This is a genomic window from Pantoea sp. At-9b (genome assembly GCF_000175935.2).
Classification (GTDB): domain Bacteria; phylum Pseudomonadota; class Gammaproteobacteria; order Enterobacterales; family Enterobacteriaceae; genus Pantoea.
In genome coordinates this window covers 673249-689458 of the sequence record NC_014837.1, presented here as the reverse complement: position 1 = coordinate 689458, position 16210 = coordinate 673249, and the positions used below count along the sequence as shown (strand labels likewise).

Below are 16210 nucleotides of genomic sequence, written 5' to 3'. Positions count from 1 at the left end.
GCGGGAGAGGGAACAGATCGAGACCCTTACGGGAGAGGGAACAGATCGAGCAAGTGTTTACATGTAGCACACCTCCCTCTCCCTTATGGGAGAGGGCCGGGGTGAGGGTAACAACACGCACCTCACCCACCCCAACCACAGGGCCAGAACCATGACAATTCGCCGCTATCTCTGCTGTCTGCTGTTGCTCCTGCCCTGGCTGGCCCAGGCGGGCGATGGCGCAGATTTCGCTGCTGCCAGTCGTACCCAGCAGGCCACGCTACTCCAGCAATGGGCCGCCGCACCGCAGGCCAGCCGCCTGCCACTGCTGGAAGCACTGCGCAATGAAACCGTGGTCATTGATGCAAACAAACAACCGTTCAGCAAACAGGACGACAAATTTCAGCCGCTCGACAGCGCGCAGCAACCGAGTGGCGAAACCAAAAAACTCTTTATGAACAACCGGCTGCGCGTGTTGATCGCCAGTGCCCTCGCCGCACACCAGTTGGTCAGTGACGATCCGGCCATTCGCCTGCGCGCCGCACAGCAGTTGCAAAACGACGGGGCCGCCGACCAGTTGCCGCTGATTGAGCAACGTCTCACCAGCGAAAAAGACAGCAAGGTCCACGCCACCCTCGCCATGGCCGCCGCCAACCTGCAACTTGCCAGCCCGGATGCGCAAGTGCGCCTGAAAGCCGTCAAACTGCTGGGTGAGTCCAGCGATCCCAATATGCAGGCCAGCCTGCAACATCTGACGCAAGCGGCGAACGAACCCGATGCCCAGGTACGCGCCGCCGCCACTGACAGCCTGCAAAACATCAAACATCGCCTGATGTGGGGCGACCTGCTCGGTCAGGCGTTTACCGGTCTGTCGCTCGGTTCGATCCTGCTGCTGGCGGCGCTCGGCCTGGCGATCACCTATGGCCTGCTCGGCGTGATCAATATGGCGCACGGCGAAATGCTGATGCTGGGCGCTTACGCCACCTGGCTGGTGCAAAGCCTGTTTCAACAGTTCGCGCCGCAATGGCTGGCGTGGTATCCGCTGCTGGCGTTGCCGGTGGCCTTCCTGGTCACTGCCGTGATGGGGATGGTGCTGGAGCGGACCATTATTCGCCATCTGTATGGTCGCCCGCTGGAAACCCTGCTCGCCACCTGGGGCATCAGCCTGATGCTGATTCAACTGGTGCGGATGTTGTTCGGCGCACAGAACCTTGAAGTCGCCAACCCGAACTGGCTCTCCGGCGGTATGCAGGTGCTGCCAAATCTGGTGCTGCCGTATAACCGAATCGCGGTCATTGTGTTTGTGTTCGCCGTGCTGGGTCTGACCTGGCTGCTGTTGAACAAAACCCGCCTCGGCCTCAGTGTGCGCGCCGTGACGCAGAACCGCGCGATGGCAGATTGCTGCGGTGTGCCTACCGGGCGCATCGATATGCTGGCGTTTGGCCTCGGTTCCGGCATCGCCGGGCTGGGTGGCGTGGCGTTGTCGCAGTTGGGCAACGTCGGCCCGGAACTCGGTCAGGGTTACATTATCGACTCCTTCCTGGTGGTGGTGCTGGGTGGCGTCGGCCAGTTGGCTGGCACCGTGGTGGCCGCTTTCGGGCTTGGCATCCTCAACAAAGTGCTGGAGCCGCAGATTGGTGCGGTGCTCGGCAAGATCCTGATTCTGGTGTTGATCGTGTTGTTTATTCAGAAACGTCCCCAGGGCCTGTTTGCCTTCAAAGGGAGGGTGATTGACTGATGAGCCAGCCACTAACCTTAACCGCAGCGCGTAAAGCACCGCGTCTCACTCTCAGCCTTGGCGTGATCATCGCGCTGCTGCTGTTGATCATGCCGTTCTTTGCGCTGCTGCCTGCCAGTCATCCTCTGGCGCTCTCGACCTATACCCTGACGCTGGTCGGCAAGATCCTTTGCTATGCGATCGTCGCGGTAGCGCTCGATCTGGTGTGGGGATATGCCGGGCTGCTGTCGCTCGGTCATGGCCTGTTTTTCGCCCTCGGCGGCTACGGCATGGGCATGTACCTGATGCGCCAGGCTTCTGGCGACGGTCTGCCAGCGTTTATGTCGTTCCTGTCGTGGAATGAATTGCCGTGGTTCTGGGCCGGGACACAACACTTCGCCTGGGCGTTGTGCCTGATCGTGTTAGTGCCAGGCCTGTTGGCGCTGGTGTTCGGTTTCTTTGCCTTCCGCTCGAAGATCAAAGGCGTCTATTTCTCGATCATGACCCAGGCGCTGACCTACGCTGGCATGCTGCTGTTTTTCCGCAACGAAACCGGCTTTGGCGGCAACAATGGCTTTACCGGCTTCACCACCCTGCTCGGCTTTAACGTCACCGCCACCAGCACGCGCATCGGGTTGTTTGTTGCCACGGTGCTGTTGTTGCTGGTCAGCATCGGCGTCGGCTTTGCCCTGGCGCGTAGCAAGTTTGGTCGGGTGCTAACTGCGGTGCGTGATGCAGAAAACCGTCTGATGTTTATCGGCTACGATCCGCGCGGTTTTAAGTTGTTTGTCTGGACGCTCTCCGCCGTGCTGTGCGGGCTGGCGGGCGCGCTCTACGTGCCGCAGGTCGGCATTATCAACCCAAGCGAAATGTCCCCCACCAACTCCATCGAAGCCGCAATCTGGGTCGCGTTGGGCGGGCGTGGCACCCTGATTGGCCCGCTGCTCGGCGCAGCCATTGTTAACGGTGCGAAAAGCTGGTTCACCGTCGCTTTCCCGGAGTACTGGCTGTTCTTCCTGGGACTGATGTTTATCCTCGTTACGCTGTTCCTGCCACGTGGCGTGATTGGCCTGTGGCGTCGGAGGAAAGATGACTGAACAACTGTTTACCCAACCCCATCCGGCGGATCGCCATCGCGATCAACGCGATCCGGTGCTGTTGCTGGAAAACATTAACGTCTCGTTTGATGGTTTTCGCGCGCTGACCGATCTGTCGTTGCAGATCGGCGTTGGCGAATTGCGTTGCGTCATCGGCCCCAATGGCGCAGGTAAAACCACGCTGATGGACGTGATCACCGGCAAAACCCGGCCCGATAATGGTCGGGTGCTGTACGATCAGAACACCGATCTGACCGCACTGTCTCCGGTGGAGATTGCCCGCGCCGGGATTGGTCGCAAATTCCAGAAACCGACGGTGTTTGAAGCACTGACGGTGTTCGAAAATCTCGAAATTGCGCTAAAAAATGACAAATCAGTGTGGGCCAGCCTGCGCGCCCGGCTCAGCGGTGAGCAGCAGGATCGCATCGACGAGGTGCTGAAGCTGCTGCGGCTCGGCGGCGAACGCCAGCGTAAAGCGGGCCTGCTGTCGCACGGGCAAAAACAGTTTCTGGAGATCGGCATGTTACTGGTGCAGGACCCGCACCTGTTGTTGCTGGATGAACCCGCAGCGGGCATGACCGATGCCGAAACCGAGTACACCGCAGAATTGTTCCGCAGTCTCGCCGGTAAGCATTCGTTGATGGTGGTGGAACACGATATGGGCTTCGTTGAAACCATTGCCGACCATGTGACGGTGTTACATCAGGGCCAGGTGCTGGCCGAGGGATCGTTGCGCGACGTACAGGCCGACGATCGGGTTATCGACGTTTATCTGGGGCGCTGAGATGTTACAGGTATCGGATCTGAATCAATATTATGGCGGCAGCCACATCCTGCGCGGCTTGTCCTTTGAAACCAAACCCGGCGAAATCACCTGCCTGCTGGGGCGAAACGGTGTGGGCAAAACCACGCTGCTCAAGTGCCTGATGGGGTTGATACCGGCCAAATCCGGCGAGATCCGCTGGCAGGATAAGGTGATCAACCCGCGCAAACCGCATCAGCGGGTGCAGTCCGGCATCGCTTATGTGCCCCAGGGCCGCGAAATTTTCCCACGTCTGACGGTGGAGGAGAATCTGTTAATGGGACTGGCGCGCTTCTCAGGCGCACAGGCCAAAACGGTGCCCGAGGAAATTTACCAGCTGTTCCCGGTGCTAAAGGAGATGAAAACCCGGCGTGGCGGCGATCTTTCCGGGGGGCAGCAGCAGCAGCTGGCCATTGGCCGCGCCCTCGCCTGCAAACCTCAGCTACTGATCCTCGATGAACCCACCGAAGGTATCCAGCCGTCGGTGATCAAAGAGATCGGCGCGGTGATCCGTCAATTGGCACAACGTGGTGATATGGCAATCCTGCTGGTGGAACAATTTTACGATTTCGCCGCCGAACTGGCCGACCACTACCTGGTGATGTCACGCGGTGAAATCGTGCAGCGTGGGCGCGGCGCAACCATGGAAGCGGACGGAGTACGCGGGCTGGTGGCCATTTAATTGTGGCCCCTGACGGGGCCGCAATCGAACTTAGCCTCAGGCTTTGCTCTCAAGTTGAAACACGCTGACATTTTCCACCAGCGACCCCACCTGTTCATTCAATGACCGCGCCGACTGGGCTGATTGCTGCGATAACGTGGCGTTTTGCTGCGTCGCGGCATCCATATGGGTGACGGCCAGATTCACCTGCTCAATACCGACACTTTGCTCGGCACTGGCTGCGGAGATATTCTCCATCAAGGCACACAGTTGCTGCACGCTTTCAACAATTTCCTGCATTGACGCACCGGCACCTTTCACCAGCGAGTTACCGTGCGCAATCAGACCGACAGATCGATTGGTTAGCCCGCGAATGTCACGCGCCGCTGAAGCTGAACGTTGTGCCAGCGCGCGTACCTCTGCTGCCACCACCGCAAAACCACGCCCGTCATTACCGGCGCGTGCTGCTTCTACCGCCGCATTTAGCGCGAGGATATTGGTCTGGAAAGCAATGCCATCAATCACGGTGACGATTTCGTTGATCTCACGTGAGAATTGATGAATTTCCTCCATCGCTACCACCACTTTTTCCACCACCGCCCCGCCCTCACCCGCCCGTTTGCGGGTATCTTGCGCGATGTCGTTGGCGTGGCGGGCGTTATCCGCATTATTTTTGACCACTGAGGTCAGCTGTTCCATTGACGCCGCCGTCTGCTCCAGTGCACTGGCCTGCGCTTCATTGCGCGCCGACAATTCACGGCTACCGTGCGCCACTTGCTCGGTGGTATCCGCAATGGCCTCGGTGCCAGAACGTACCCCCGTAACAATACGCGTCAGATTGGCGTTCATATCGCGCAGCGCCACCATTAACTGGGCCGTTTCATCACGGCCAGCGACCTGAATTTGCGTCCGTAAATCGCCCGCCGCCACCGTTTTCGCCACCGTAATGGCCTGCCTGAGCGGACGTGTGATGCTCTGGATTAACCACCAGGTGACAAAAAAGCCGACCAACAGAATGCAGCCCATCGCCAGCAGAAGCAGCGAGCGAGTTTGTTGATAGTGCGCCAGGTTAGTGGCGGCAATCGCCTGATGCATTTGCTGCGCACGTTGCAACGTCGTCGCAACCAGATCATCGATCTGCTGGGTTGGCGCACGATCAATACCCGTCACCAGATGATCCACCCGCGCGGCACTGGTGATGTCACTGATAACGTAGTTATCCAAGGCCGCCAGATACTTGCTCTCCAGCCCGGCATGTACGCTGCGAGCCTGCTCGACCGGCCCCGTTGGCAAGCCCAATGACGTCTGGATCTGACTCAATTTAGTCAGCAATGCCTGTGTCGTTTTGCTTTCTTGCAAGAACGCCGCTTTGTATTTGTTAAACGTATCCTGTCCCTGGTTGCCACGCAGTAGCGTGTTTTTCCACTCCTGTACCTGTATTTTGAATTGCACCTGCGCGCTACGGGCGGTGTCGATGCTCTCCGCAATCAACACTTCCTGTGCCATTACTTCCTGATTGTTGTTTAACGCCAGCAGATTGACCTGCAATCCACGTAGCCCCATTAACAGGGTGGCGAGCAGAAGTAGCGTGGCGAGGAAACCCAGCCGCTGGCCAATTTTAAAATGATTGAGCTTCATAAGATTTGATACCTGGTGAGGGAAAAGAAAACGCGATGACACGCGTCACCATGGTTATCGTCCTGGTGGAAAGGAAGTTTCGTGACAGTTTTATGACATCCGGGCAGGTTGTTAATCTGCAAGAAAAAACTTAATGTTTATCCCCACCAACCCACTGTCGAATTTCACCTTTGCTGAGCGAATCCTCAACTATGGAAACCCGCCGCGTTGATCGCATCACCCGCCTGACACTGGCGCTTAAACGCACCGATAAGCTGCATCTGAAGGAAGCCGCACAGCTGCTGGGCGTGTCAGAAATGACTATCCGCCGCGATCTGAGTGAACCGGCAAACGGCGTGGTGCTGCTGGGTGGCTACATCATGCGCGATCCGCGCCAGAACATTGCGCACTACTTTGTCAGCGACCAGCAAAATCTCAACGTCAGCAAAAAGCAGCAGTTGGCGCAGCATGCTGCCGCCTTGATTGAGGCCAACGATACGGTGTTTTTTGATTGTGGCACCACCCTGCCACTGGTGATTGATGCCATTGACGACGACCTGCCCTTCACCGCTATTTGCAGCGCCATCAACACGTTTCTGGCGTTAAAAGAGAAGCCGAACTGTCGGGTGATTTTATCCGGTGGCGAATTTCATGCCGACAACGCGGTATTTACCCCGCTGGAACAGGTGACAGTACTGGACGCGCTCTGCCCGACCAAAGCGTTTATCTCCGCCGCAGGGATGGATGTGCGTCAGGGAGCCACTTGCTACAACCTGAATGAACTACCGATTAAGCATCTGGCATTGCAGCGGGCGCAGACGCGGATCATGGTGGGCGACAGCAGCAAATACGGCAAGGTACTGCCCGCCCGGATCGGTGATTTCTCGTTATTCGATATTCTGGTGAGCGATAGCCCACCACCGCCGGCATTGTTGAAGGTGATGCAGGCGGCAGGGGTTAAGCTGTGCTGCGGTTAAGCCCAGCGATCAATCACCGCATCGCCGTCACGCAGACGGCGCAGGTTATCGCACACGCCTTTGATATTGCCAGCCAGCGAGATATCGGTGACACCCCCAATATGGGGCGTGGCAATCACGTTGTACTGAAAAACCGCATCATGGGGATCGGGTGGCTCCTGCCAGAACACATCTAACCCGGCTCCAGCCAGGGTTTTATGCTCCAGCGCGGAGAGAAACGCCGCTTTGTCGATCAGGCCGCCACGGCCGAGGTTGATCAGGAAACTGGTGGATTTCATCTGCGCCAGGGCCGCCGCATCAATGATCTGATGGGTTGCCACGTTATGCGGCAGGCTCAGCAGCACAAAATCAGACTGCGCCAACAGTTGCGGCAATTGGCTGATACTGCCCACCCAGTCAAGCTGATGCTCACGGGCAAAGGCTTCATCCGCTTCCCGCTTCACACCAATCATCCGCATACCAAAGGGTGCGAGGCGTTTTGCCAGCGCTTTACCGATGCCCCCCAGCCCAACCAGGCCTACCGTTTTGCCCATCAGCCCCATGCCAATCGGCTGTCCGAGTTGCTGCTGTGCCAGGCATGGCGCGATTTCCTGGTGACGCCGCGCGAGGCCAATCATCATCCAGATGCCCAGCTCTGCAACAGAATCAGCGTTGCCGGAGTGATCGGAGGGGACATTTGCCACCATGATGCCGGCCTTCTTGGCCGCAGCGATATCGACCCCTTCCAGTCCGACGCCGACCTGCTGAATCAGTTTCAGGCGATCGGCCGTCGCCAGCAATGGCGCATCGACCCGGCACATACCCGGAACTAACGCATCAAAGCCCGCCAGGCTATCGACCGCATGGCCCACCGATGCGACAAATTCCACATCGGGTAACAACTGACGAATTGTGGGGATTAACCCACCCCAGGCCTGTTCATCCGCACCCACCAGCACTCTCATCGCACCTCCTCCCGTTTTAAGGCAAAAAACCAGCATAGTCCGACGGCTGAGTGAGAATCAAACAGTTATCCGTTTATCGAGCCAGCTCCAGAAGTTTCACCGCTGTGTCGCTGTGATTGGACCGGGAAAACGGCTAAACTTCAGCATCTGACGTCCACCTCCACAGACCAAGAGGCTCATTACAACGTGGCTCAATTCGTCTATAGCATGCATCGCGTCGGCAAAGTGGTTCCGCCGAAGCGTCATATTCTGAAGAATATCTCTCTCAGCTTTTTCCCTGGGGCAAAAATTGGTGTCCTCGGCCTGAACGGTGCAGGTAAATCAACCCTGCTGCGCATCATGGCCGGTATTGATAAAGATATCGAAGGGGAAGCCCGCCCGCAGCCGGGCATTAAAGTCGGCTATCTACCGCAGGAACCCCAGCTCAACCCGGAACACACCGTGCGTGAATCCGTTGAGGAAGCGGTATCCGAAGTGGTCGGTGCGCTGAAGCGTCTGGACGAAGTTTATGCGTTGTACGCAGACCCGGATGCCGATTTTGACAAACTGGCCGCTGAACAGGGCCGTCTGGAAGAAGTGATCCAGGCACATGATGGTCACAACCTGGAAACCCAGCTGAACCGTGCCGCAGATGCCATGCGTCTGCCGGAGTGGGATGCCAAAATCGCTACGCTGTCCGGTGGTGAACGCCGCCGCGTTGCGCTGTGCCGTCTGCTGCTGGAAAAACCAGACATGCTGCTGCTCGACGAACCGACTAACCACCTGGATGCGGAATCCGTGGCCTGGCTGGAACGCTTCCTGCACGACTTCGAAGGCACCGTCGTCGCCATCACCCATGACCGTTACTTCCTCGATAACGTTGCGGGCTGGATTCTGGAGCTGGACCGTGGCGAGGGTATTCCGTGGGAAGGCAACTACTCCTCCTGGCTGGAGCAAAAAGATCAGCGTCTGGCGCAGGAAGCCTCGGCCGAAGCGGCACGTCGCAAATCCATTGAGAAAGAGCTGGAGTGGGTGCGTCAGGGCGCGAAAGGTCGTCAGTCGAAGGGCAAAGCCCGTCTGGCACGCTTCGAAGAACTGAACAACACCGAATACCAGAAACGTAACGAAACCAACGAACTGTTTATTCCGCCAGGTGCGCGCCTCGGTGACAAAGTGCTGGAAGTCGCCAACCTGCGTAAATCCTACGGCGACCGCGTGCTGATTGACGATCTCTCCTTCTCGCTGCCAAAAGGCGCGATTGTCGGGATTATCGGACCGAACGGCGCGGGTAAATCTACCCTGTTCCGTATGATGTCAGGTCAGGAACAGCCGGATTCAGGCACCATCGAGCTGGGTGAAACGGTGAAACTGGCGTCCGTTGATCAGTTCCGTGATGCAATGGATAACAGCAAAACCGTGTGGGAAGAAGTGTCTGGCGGTCAGGACATCATGCGTATCGGCAACACCGAAATGCCAAGCCGCGCTTATGTTGGCCGCTTTAACTTCAAAGGCACCGATCAGGGCAAACGCGTTGGCGAGTTGTCGGGTGGTGAGCGTGGTCGTCTGCACCTGGCAAAACTGTTGCAGGTCGGCGGCAACCTGTTGCTGCTCGATGAACCGACCAACGACCTCGACATCGAAACCCTGCGCGCGCTGGAAAACGCCCTGCTGGAATTCCCGGGCTGTGCGATGGTCATCTCGCATGACCGTTGGTTCCTCGACCGTATCGCTACCCATATCATCGATTACCAGGATGAGGGTAAGGTGGAGTTCTTCGAAGGTAACTTCACCGAATACGAAGAGTACAAAAAACGTACCCTTGGCGCAGAAGCGCTGGAGCCGAAGCGTATCAAGTACAAACGTATGGCGAAGTAATTGCGCTGACGCGATAATAAAAGGTGCCTTAACCGGCGCCTTTTTTTACGCGATAAATCGCGCATTTATGGTTTTTTACCTCATATTTGTGATCCCCTGCACCACACGCCGTTAATCAGCACAAAAACCTGTCTGAATCCGCTTTCACTCCTGGGCTGTTGCCCGATGTTCCCGCGTTGCCTGCTTTTTATACTCGCTATTGACCCGATGTATCCCTATCAGTCCCGGCATTTTTCATAACTACTCACGCCGGGCGCACCCTTTTGAGGTCTATGGCATGAAGATAACTATGATCGAAGTGATGCGCATCGCTATCCCCTTTGATGCCCATCGACGTCCACCAGCGGAACAGGAAACCACGTTTAACGCAGCCTCACCCTCGTTGAGCCGCATGGAAACCCTGCTGGTAAAAGTCACCAGCGACAGCGGGCTGGTAGGCTGGGGTGAAGCCTTTGGGCATTTGGCTAACCCGGTTACCGAGCAAGCGCTGTGCAGCCTGGTCGCCCCGTTTTTCCTGCAACAGGCACTCCCTGACAGCCCACAGGCGATCGCCTCATTAATGCAAAACGCCGAGCAAGCGCTGCATGCCTTTGGCCGCAGCGGCCCGGTACGTTATGCACTTTCCGCTATCGATATCGCCTTATGGGATTTGCTCGGCCAGCAACGGCAGCAACCGTTGTGGCAACTGCTGGGAGCAACCCGCCAGCATATCGAGCGCTACGCCAGCCTGGTGAGTTACGCCAATGATCCTGAAGAGGTAGCCGCCCAGGTGCTGCGTGCCCATCAACAGGGATTTCGCACCCTGAAACTGCATGAAACTGCCGTCCCGGCTATCGCCGCTGCACGCGCCGCACTGCCTGTTGGGGTGCAGCTGATGGTGGATGTGAATTGCCCGTGGACACGTGAACAGGCTAATCAGCGTGCTTATGAACTGCGGGCGCTGGAGCTGGGCTGGCTGGAGGAGCCGATCTGGCCACCGGATGATTTTGACGGCCTGTCTCAGTTGCGTCGCGTCGGGGTACCTCTGGCCGCCGGTGAAAACGTCGATGGCGATTTCGGCTTCGTCAATCTGCTGGAAAGCGGCGCGGTCGATGTGGTGCAACCCAGCGTCAGCAAAGTCGGCGGCATCACCGCCGCCCTGCACGTCTTCGAGCTGGCGCAGCAATATCGTGTGCGTGTGGTGCCGCACTGCTTCTATTACGGCGCGGGGATGCTGGCAACTGCCCATCTGGTCGCGTTGCTGCCGGATCACGTCAAAATGGAGATCCCATGGATCGACTTTGAAGTCGATCTTTACCCCGATCTGCCCCACGACGTGCGTTTTACCCTGAGCGATCGCCCAGGCCTCGGTTATCAACCTGACGAGCAGGTGCTGCGCGAGTATCGGATAACCCATCAACGGGTTGATCAACAGGGAGTCCATCATGTTTAAAAATTATCGTGTGGTCATTGCCCTGCTGCTGTTCTGCGCCGGTATGCTCAACTATCTCGACCGTGCGGCGCTGTCGGTAATGGCTCCGCTGGTGAAAAAAGATCTTGGCATTGATGATGCGCAGATGGGCATCCTGTTCAGCTGCTTCTTTATCGGCTATTGCCTGTTTTGTTTTCTCGGCGGCTGGGGAGCTGACCGCTTTGGTCCACGTCGTGTCTATGCCTGGGCAGCCACCATCTGGTCGCTGTTCTGCGGTGCCACGGCGCTGGTCACCGGTTTTGGTCATCTGTTGATTGTGCGGATGCTGTTTGGTATCGGCGAAGGCCCGATGGGCACCACCACCAACAAATCGATTGCCAACTGGTTTCCGCGTCAGGAAGTGGGTCGGGCGGTAGGGTTTACCAATGCCGGACAACCGCTGGGGGCGGCCATTGCCGCACCGATTGTCGGTTTGGTGGGGCTGAATTTTGGCTGGCGCATCGCCTTTATCGTGATTGCTGCGCTGGGCTTTGTTTGGGTCGCCAGCTGGCTGTTGCTGTTCCGCGATAAGCCGGAACAACATCCGCGCGTCAGCCGCGAGGAGAGCCAGTTGATTATGCAGCAACGTCCGGCCAGCCAGACCACCAGCACCCCGCAGCAGGATCAGCACTCACTGTGGCGCTATGTCTTCTCGCTGCCGGTTTTGGGTGTCGCCAGTGCCTTCTTCTGCTTCAACTACATTCAATATTTCTTCCTCTCCTGGCTGCCGAGTTACCTGACCGACTTCCAGCATCTGGATATTAAAAGCATGAGCATCATCGGTATTCTGCCGTGGCTCGGAGCCACCGTGGGTTTTCTCGGTGGTGGCGTGGTGTGCGACATGCTGTATCGCCGCACACAAAACTTCCTGCTGTCGCGCAAGTTGGTGATTTTTGTCGGGCTGGCCGTCGCCGCATTATGCGTGCTGCTGACCGCCTGGAGCCAAAGCCTGGCTGCGGCCGTCACGCTGATAACCCTGGCGAGCGTGTTCGCCTATATGACACCGCAGGCCTGTTGGTCGTTGTTGCAGGATATCGTCCCGGCAGGACGTATTGGTACGGCGGGCGGTTTTGTCCATCTGCTGGCCAATCTGGCGGGCATTCTGTCACCGGGGATTACCGGCTTCCTGATTCAGTATGGCGGCGGCTATCACACCGCATTTGTACTGGCGAGCGTGCTGGCTCTGGCAGGTATGTTATTGCTGGCGCTGCTGGTACGGCAAAAAGGGGTCAATACGCTGCGTGCGCTGGCAAGTCATTAATGCATTGGCCGGGCATTACGCCCGGCAGTGCTTAACGCGGGACACCATCCCCCAGCATCTGTTTGACCAGTTCGACACAGCGCAGGAAGCGCGTGTCGTAGTCATCCTCTTTCACATGGACGAAGTCGATATTGTTCTCACGCAGCATGGTGATCAGCAAGGACTGAAATTCGCGCCGGTCCACCGAACTGCCCAGGCTGCGTAATCCATCCGCCACCCAGGGCACATTGTTCTCCAGCAGAATCACCAGATCGAAACGGTATTCATCAATCAGCGCCTGGACAAACGGATGTTCGCGCCCCTCGTACTTGAGGCAGAACGCTTGAGTGGTGATGAAATCGGTATCGATAAAAGCAACTTTGTTGGCGTACTTGACGGCAAAATCAATGTACTGTGCCTGACCAAGCGCAATTTTGTCATAGTCCGAATATTGCAGCGCGATCTCGTCGCCACCGAGGTGGGAAAACACATAATCGCGGCCATATTCCCACGCACTGGTGGTATTGAAAATGTTCGCCAGCTTATTCACCAGCGTCGATTTACCGCTCGACTCGCCGCCAAGGATCGCCACGGTACGCACAAAGAACGGCTTCACTTCGGTCGGAATATATTCCCAGTAACGGAACGGATCCTGGCGAATCTGCGCGCCGCTGATACTCATAAAGGATCGATTGGGATCGAGCACCACCGCTTCAATGCCGAGATGCTGCTGATACATCGGCGCATCCGGCGCTTCACTGGTGTAGACGCAATCCGCTTCAATACCTTGCTGCGCCAGAAACGTTTTCACCCCTTCGCTCCACACATCCCAGCCGTGCGGATACGGTTCGATTCCCTCTTCATTGAAGGAGTGGATGCGGATGTTTTTCTGGTATTTGAAGGTTTGCAGCAACCAGCGCAGACGGTCACTCACCGTCGGCTGTTGCGACATGGCACTGTTTTCAAACAATTCACGATCGCGCGGATCGTCATGGCCCATGATGATATGCAGTTCATCGACCTGGCTACAGGCGCGCTGAATCAGATAAATGTGCCCGGTGTGCAACGGATAGAACTTACCGAATATCACGCCGACGGTCTTCTCACGACGCGGAAACTCCAGCCCCAGAAAGCGGTGCAGCGCTTCCAGTTTAACGGCGCTGGGGCTTTTGATTTTGGCATTCAGCAACTGGCTTAAATAGCCCTTGGTCATCCCGCTGGCATCCGCCACCTGTTGCAGCGTATGTCCCTGCTGGCGAATGGCGGTTTTCAGGTAGTCAAATGATGACATGATGTGCCTCCTGCATGGAAAGTGCGGCTGGTTGCCCTCACCCCGGCCCTCTCCCGCAAGACGGGAAAGGGAGGTGTGCAAAATGTTAGTCAGGCTGAGGCATTACAGCTCGTCCAGAATCGCCAGCGCATCCGCCAGCTTCTTCGCGCTGTAAACCTTCATCCCCTCAATCGGTTTCTTCGGTGCATTGCCAGCGGGTACAATCGCCCGCTTGAAACCATGCTTGGCGGCTTCAGAAATACGTTCCTGGCCACTGGGCACCGGACGAATTTCACCGGCCAATCCGACTTCACCGAAGATCACCAAGTCCTGCGGCAAAGGACGATCGCGCAAACTGGAGACCATCGCCAACAGCAATGCGAGGTCGGCGCTGGTCTCTGTGACTTTAACCCCCCCGACCACGTTGACGAACACATCCTGATCCGCCATCTGCAAACCACCGTGCCGATGCAACACCGCCAGCAGAATCGCCAGGCGGTTCTGCTCCAGACCAACAGCAACACGGCGCGGATTGCCCATCATTGAATGGTCCACCAGCGCCTGAATTTCCACCAGCAGCGGGCGTGTACCTTCCCACACCACCATCACCGAACTGCCCGAGGTAATCTCATCACCGCGTGACAGGAAGATAGCCGAGGGGTTGCTGACTTCACGCATTCCCTGCTCGGTCATCGCGAATACGCCCAACTCGTTCACCGCGCCAAAGCGGTTTTTATGGCTGCGCAGCGTGCGGAAACGCGAATCGGCGTCGCCATCCAGCAACACGGAACAGTCGATGCAATGCTCCAGCACCTTGGGTCCGGCCAGCGAGCCATCTTTGGTGACATGTCCCACCATGACAATGGCCACCCCACGCGTTTTGGCGAAGCGTGTCAGGTAAGCCGCGGTTTCACGCACCTGCGCAACGCTACCCGGCGAAGATTGGATCTCCGCCATGTGCATCACCTGGATCGAGTCGATCACCATCAGTTTCGGCTGTTCCTGCTCGGCGATCAGACAGATCTGCTCGATGCTGGTTTCCGACAACATATTGAGGTTTTCGGTGGGTAATCCCAGACGATGGGCGCGCATCGCCACCTGTTGCAAGGATTCTTCACCCGTGACGTACAGGGTTTTCATCCCTTCCGCCAGCTTACACATCACCTGCAACAGCAGTGTCGATTTCCCTGCCCCCGGGTTACCGCCGATCAAAATGGCGCTGCCCGGCACCACGCCGCCCCCAAGCACGCGATCAAACTCTTTAAAGCTGGTAGAGAAGCGCGGCAACGCCTCAAGGCTAATCTCCGACAGCTTCTGCACCCGGCTGGTGCCCGCGCTCCCGGCATAACCACTCAGGCGTTCATTGCGCGCGGCGGCTGGCGAGGCGGCAATGCGCACCTCGGTAATGGTATTCCAGGCGTGGCAGGCGCTACATTGCCCCTGCCAGCGTGGATAGTCAGCGCCGCATTCATTACAAACGAAAGCGCGTTTTGCCGCTTTGGCCAAATCTGTTCCTTAATTAACGTTCTTCGTGAATCAGGCTGCCGCTCAGGATGCAGAACACTCCCATCAGGTCAGCGTGACGGATAATGACTTCCGTCTGCTCATTCACTTTGGGTTTAGCATGATAGGCGATACCCAGTCCGGCGGTTTTAATCATCGGCAGATCATTCGCACCATCACCAATCGCCACCGTCTGTTCCGGGGCAATGGCAAAGCGCTGTGCGAGATTATTCAGGGTATCCGCTTTAAATTGTGCATCGACAATCTGCCCCAGCACCTGGCCAGTCAGTTTGCCGTCACGGATTTCCAGTTCGTTGGCGACGGCAGCGGCAAGATGCAAGGTGTCGCGCAGATAATCAGCGTAATAGGTGAAGCCACCAGAAGCGATTGCCACCTGCCAGCCCAGCGCCTGCAATTTCTGCACCAGCGTGGTCAGACCCGGCATCAGCGGCAGGGTATCACGTACCTGCTTCAGAATATTGGCATCGGCCCCAGCCAGAGTACCAACACGTTCGCGCAGGCTGGCTTTAAAATCCAGTTCACCGCGCATCGCGCGTTCGGTCACTTCCGCCACGCGCTCGCCACTGCCTGCCAGTTTGGCGATTTCATCGATACATTCGATCTGAATCGCGGTGGAATCCATATCCATCACCAGCAGACCCGGGGTTTTCAAATGTGGGATCTTGCCGAGCGGAGCCACATCAAAACCGGCATCGTGCGCCAGTTTGCTGGCACGCGGCGTCAGTGAGCCAGCCAGACGAATCACCTGATACTCATCCACATTCCAGGCGCTGACGATGACCATCGCCGCCCCCAACTGATGCTGATAGTCGGTCAGCTTTTGTTTATCAAGCCCGCGCCCATACAGCAACCAGCCAGTCCGACCGGCACGGTAATCCAGCGGCATCACTTCATCACCGCTGAGGGAAAGGGGTAAGCCCGGCCAGAGGGATACATCGGCGGGCAGATCGCACCAGGTAAGACGATTTGGCATTACAGCTCCTGTAGGGACAACAAAACCACGCAAGAGGCTACCTTGTCTGCGCCGGTTCTGGCAACATAATTGCCAGCCTTTCTGCTGTTATGTCACACGGGTTTC

At 57.3% G+C, this 16210-nt stretch carries 13 protein-coding genes; 8 read left to right on the top strand and 5 right to left on the bottom strand.

Annotated features, from left to right (window positions below; translation table 11 throughout):
* Nucleotides 1-151 precede the first annotated feature (151 nt).
* The 4 genes from urtB to urtE are packed head-to-tail and all read left to right on the top strand — an operon-like array spanning nucleotide 152 to nucleotide 4277.
* Nucleotides 152-1717 carry an urea ABC transporter permease subunit UrtB gene (gene urtB, locus PAT9B_RS03060; RefSeq protein ID WP_013507788.1) on the top strand — a complete coding sequence of 522 codons (1566 nt, stop codon included), beginning with the start codon at nucleotides 152-154 and terminating at the stop codon, nucleotides 1715-1717.
* A complete protein-coding gene (gene urtC, locus PAT9B_RS03055; RefSeq protein WP_013507787.1) occupies nucleotides 1717-2793 on the top strand; it encodes an urea ABC transporter permease subunit UrtC in 1077 nt (358 codons plus the stop codon). Before urtB ends, urtC begins: the two co-directional genes overlap by 1 nt.
* On the top strand, nucleotides 2786-3577 hold the full coding sequence (gene urtD / locus PAT9B_RS03050) for an urea ABC transporter ATP-binding protein UrtD (protein ID WP_013507786.1): 792 nt from the start codon (nucleotides 2786-2788) through the stop codon (nucleotides 3575-3577). Before urtC ends, urtD begins: the two co-directional genes overlap by 8 nt.
* 1 nt (nucleotide 3578) lies before the next feature.
* Nucleotides 3579-4277 carry an urea ABC transporter ATP-binding subunit UrtE gene (gene urtE, locus PAT9B_RS03045; protein ID WP_013507785.1) on the top strand — a complete coding sequence of 233 codons (699 nt, stop codon included), beginning with the start codon at nucleotides 3579-3581 and terminating at the stop codon, nucleotides 4275-4277.
* A 36-nt stretch (nucleotides 4278-4313) separates the two neighbouring features.
* On the opposite strand, the gene PAT9B_RS03040 is transcribed toward urtE, so the two are convergent.
* On the bottom strand, nucleotides 4314-5894 hold the full coding sequence (locus PAT9B_RS03040) for a methyl-accepting chemotaxis protein (protein WP_013507784.1): 1581 nt from the start codon (nucleotides 5892-5894) through the stop codon (nucleotides 4314-4316).
* Between the two features lie 191 nt (nucleotides 5895-6085).
* Between PAT9B_RS03040 and deoR the strand changes: the two genes are divergently transcribed.
* The gene (deoR, locus tag PAT9B_RS03035; protein WP_013507783.1) at nucleotides 6086-6850 is read left to right on the top strand and encodes a DNA-binding transcriptional repressor DeoR; all 765 of its coding nucleotides are present in this window, start codon (nucleotides 6086-6088) and stop codon (nucleotides 6848-6850) included.
* Here deoR and PAT9B_RS03030 read toward each other — a convergent pair.
* On the bottom strand, nucleotides 6847-7794 hold the full coding sequence (locus PAT9B_RS03030; RefSeq protein ID WP_013507782.1) for a 2-hydroxyacid dehydrogenase: 948 nt from the start codon (nucleotides 7792-7794) through the stop codon (nucleotides 6847-6849). The genes deoR and PAT9B_RS03030 overlap by 4 nt on opposite strands.
* 186 nt (nucleotides 7795-7980) lie before the next feature.
* Here PAT9B_RS03030 and ettA point away from each other — a divergent pair, with 186 nt between their 5' ends.
* The 3 genes from ettA (at nucleotide 7981) to PAT9B_RS03015 (ending at nucleotide 12359) form a co-directional block, all read left to right on the top strand.
* Entirely contained in the window at nucleotides 7981-9648 is a 1668-nt protein-coding gene (ettA, locus tag PAT9B_RS03025) for an energy-dependent translational throttle protein EttA (RefSeq protein WP_013507781.1), read from the top strand.
* Nucleotides 9649-9925: 277 nt separating this feature from the next.
* Nucleotides 9926-11080 (top strand): mandelate racemase/muconate lactonizing enzyme family protein, encoded by a 1155-nt coding sequence (locus PAT9B_RS03020; protein ID WP_013507780.1) that lies wholly within the window; start codon nucleotides 9926-9928, stop codon nucleotides 11078-11080.
* Nucleotides 11073-12359, top strand: coding sequence for an MFS transporter (locus tag PAT9B_RS03015; RefSeq protein ID WP_013507779.1), 1287 nt, complete (start codon nucleotides 11073-11075; stop codon nucleotides 12357-12359). The genes PAT9B_RS03020 and PAT9B_RS03015 overlap by 8 nt, the downstream gene beginning before the upstream one ends.
* A gap of 31 nt (nucleotides 12360-12390) precedes the next feature.
* Here the strand turns inward: PAT9B_RS03015 and nadR are convergent, their stop codons facing one another.
* The 3 genes from nadR to serB form a co-directional block, all read right to left on the bottom strand.
* On the bottom strand, nucleotides 12391-13629 hold the full coding sequence (gene nadR / locus PAT9B_RS03010; RefSeq protein WP_013507778.1) for a multifunctional transcriptional regulator/nicotinamide-nucleotide adenylyltransferase/ribosylnicotinamide kinase NadR: 1239 nt from the start codon (nucleotides 13627-13629) through the stop codon (nucleotides 12391-12393).
* Nucleotides 13630-13731: 102 nt separating this feature from the next.
* Nucleotides 13732-15114, bottom strand: a complete 1383-nt coding sequence (gene radA / locus PAT9B_RS03005) for a DNA repair protein RadA (RefSeq protein ID WP_013507777.1) — start codon at nucleotides 15112-15114, stop codon at nucleotides 13732-13734.
* A gap of 13 nt (nucleotides 15115-15127) precedes the next feature.
* Nucleotides 15128-16105 carry a phosphoserine phosphatase gene (gene serB, locus PAT9B_RS03000; protein WP_013507776.1) on the bottom strand — a complete coding sequence of 326 codons (978 nt, stop codon included), beginning with the start codon at nucleotides 16103-16105 and terminating at the stop codon, nucleotides 15128-15130.
* Between the last annotated feature and the right edge of the window lie 105 nt (nucleotides 16106-16210).

Coding starts and splice junctions, on each gene's coding strand:
- urtB (WP_013507788.1), top strand. CDS start 152: ATGACAATTCGCCGCTATCTCTGCTGTCTGCTGTTGCTCCTGCCCTGG.
- urtC (WP_013507787.1), top strand. CDS start 1,717: ATGAGCCAGCCACTAACCTTAACCGCAGCGCGTAAAGCACCGCGTCTC.
- urtD (WP_013507786.1), top strand. CDS start 2,786: ATGACTGAACAACTGTTTACCCAACCCCATCCGGCGGATCGCCATCGC.
- urtE (WP_013507785.1), top strand. CDS start 3,579: ATGTTACAGGTATCGGATCTGAATCAATATTATGGCGGCAGCCACATC.
- PAT9B_RS03040 (WP_013507784.1), bottom strand. CDS start 5,894: ATGAAGCTCAATCATTTTAAAATTGGCCAGCGGCTGGGTTTCCTCGCC.
- deoR (WP_013507783.1), top strand. CDS start 6,086: ATGGAAACCCGCCGCGTTGATCGCATCACCCGCCTGACACTGGCGCTT.
- PAT9B_RS03030 (WP_013507782.1), bottom strand. CDS start 7,794: ATGAGAGTGCTGGTGGGTGCGGATGAACAGGCCTGGGGTGGGTTAATC.
- PAT9B_RS03020 (WP_013507780.1), top strand. CDS start 9,926: ATGAAGATAACTATGATCGAAGTGATGCGCATCGCTATCCCCTTTGAT.
- PAT9B_RS03015 (WP_013507779.1), top strand. CDS start 11,073: ATGTTTAAAAATTATCGTGTGGTCATTGCCCTGCTGCTGTTCTGCGCC.
- nadR (WP_013507778.1), bottom strand. CDS start 13,629: ATGTCATCATTTGACTACCTGAAAACCGCCATTCGCCAGCAGGGACAT.
- serB (WP_013507776.1), bottom strand. CDS start 16,105: ATGCCAAATCGTCTTACCTGGTGCGATCTGCCCGCCGATGTATCCCTC.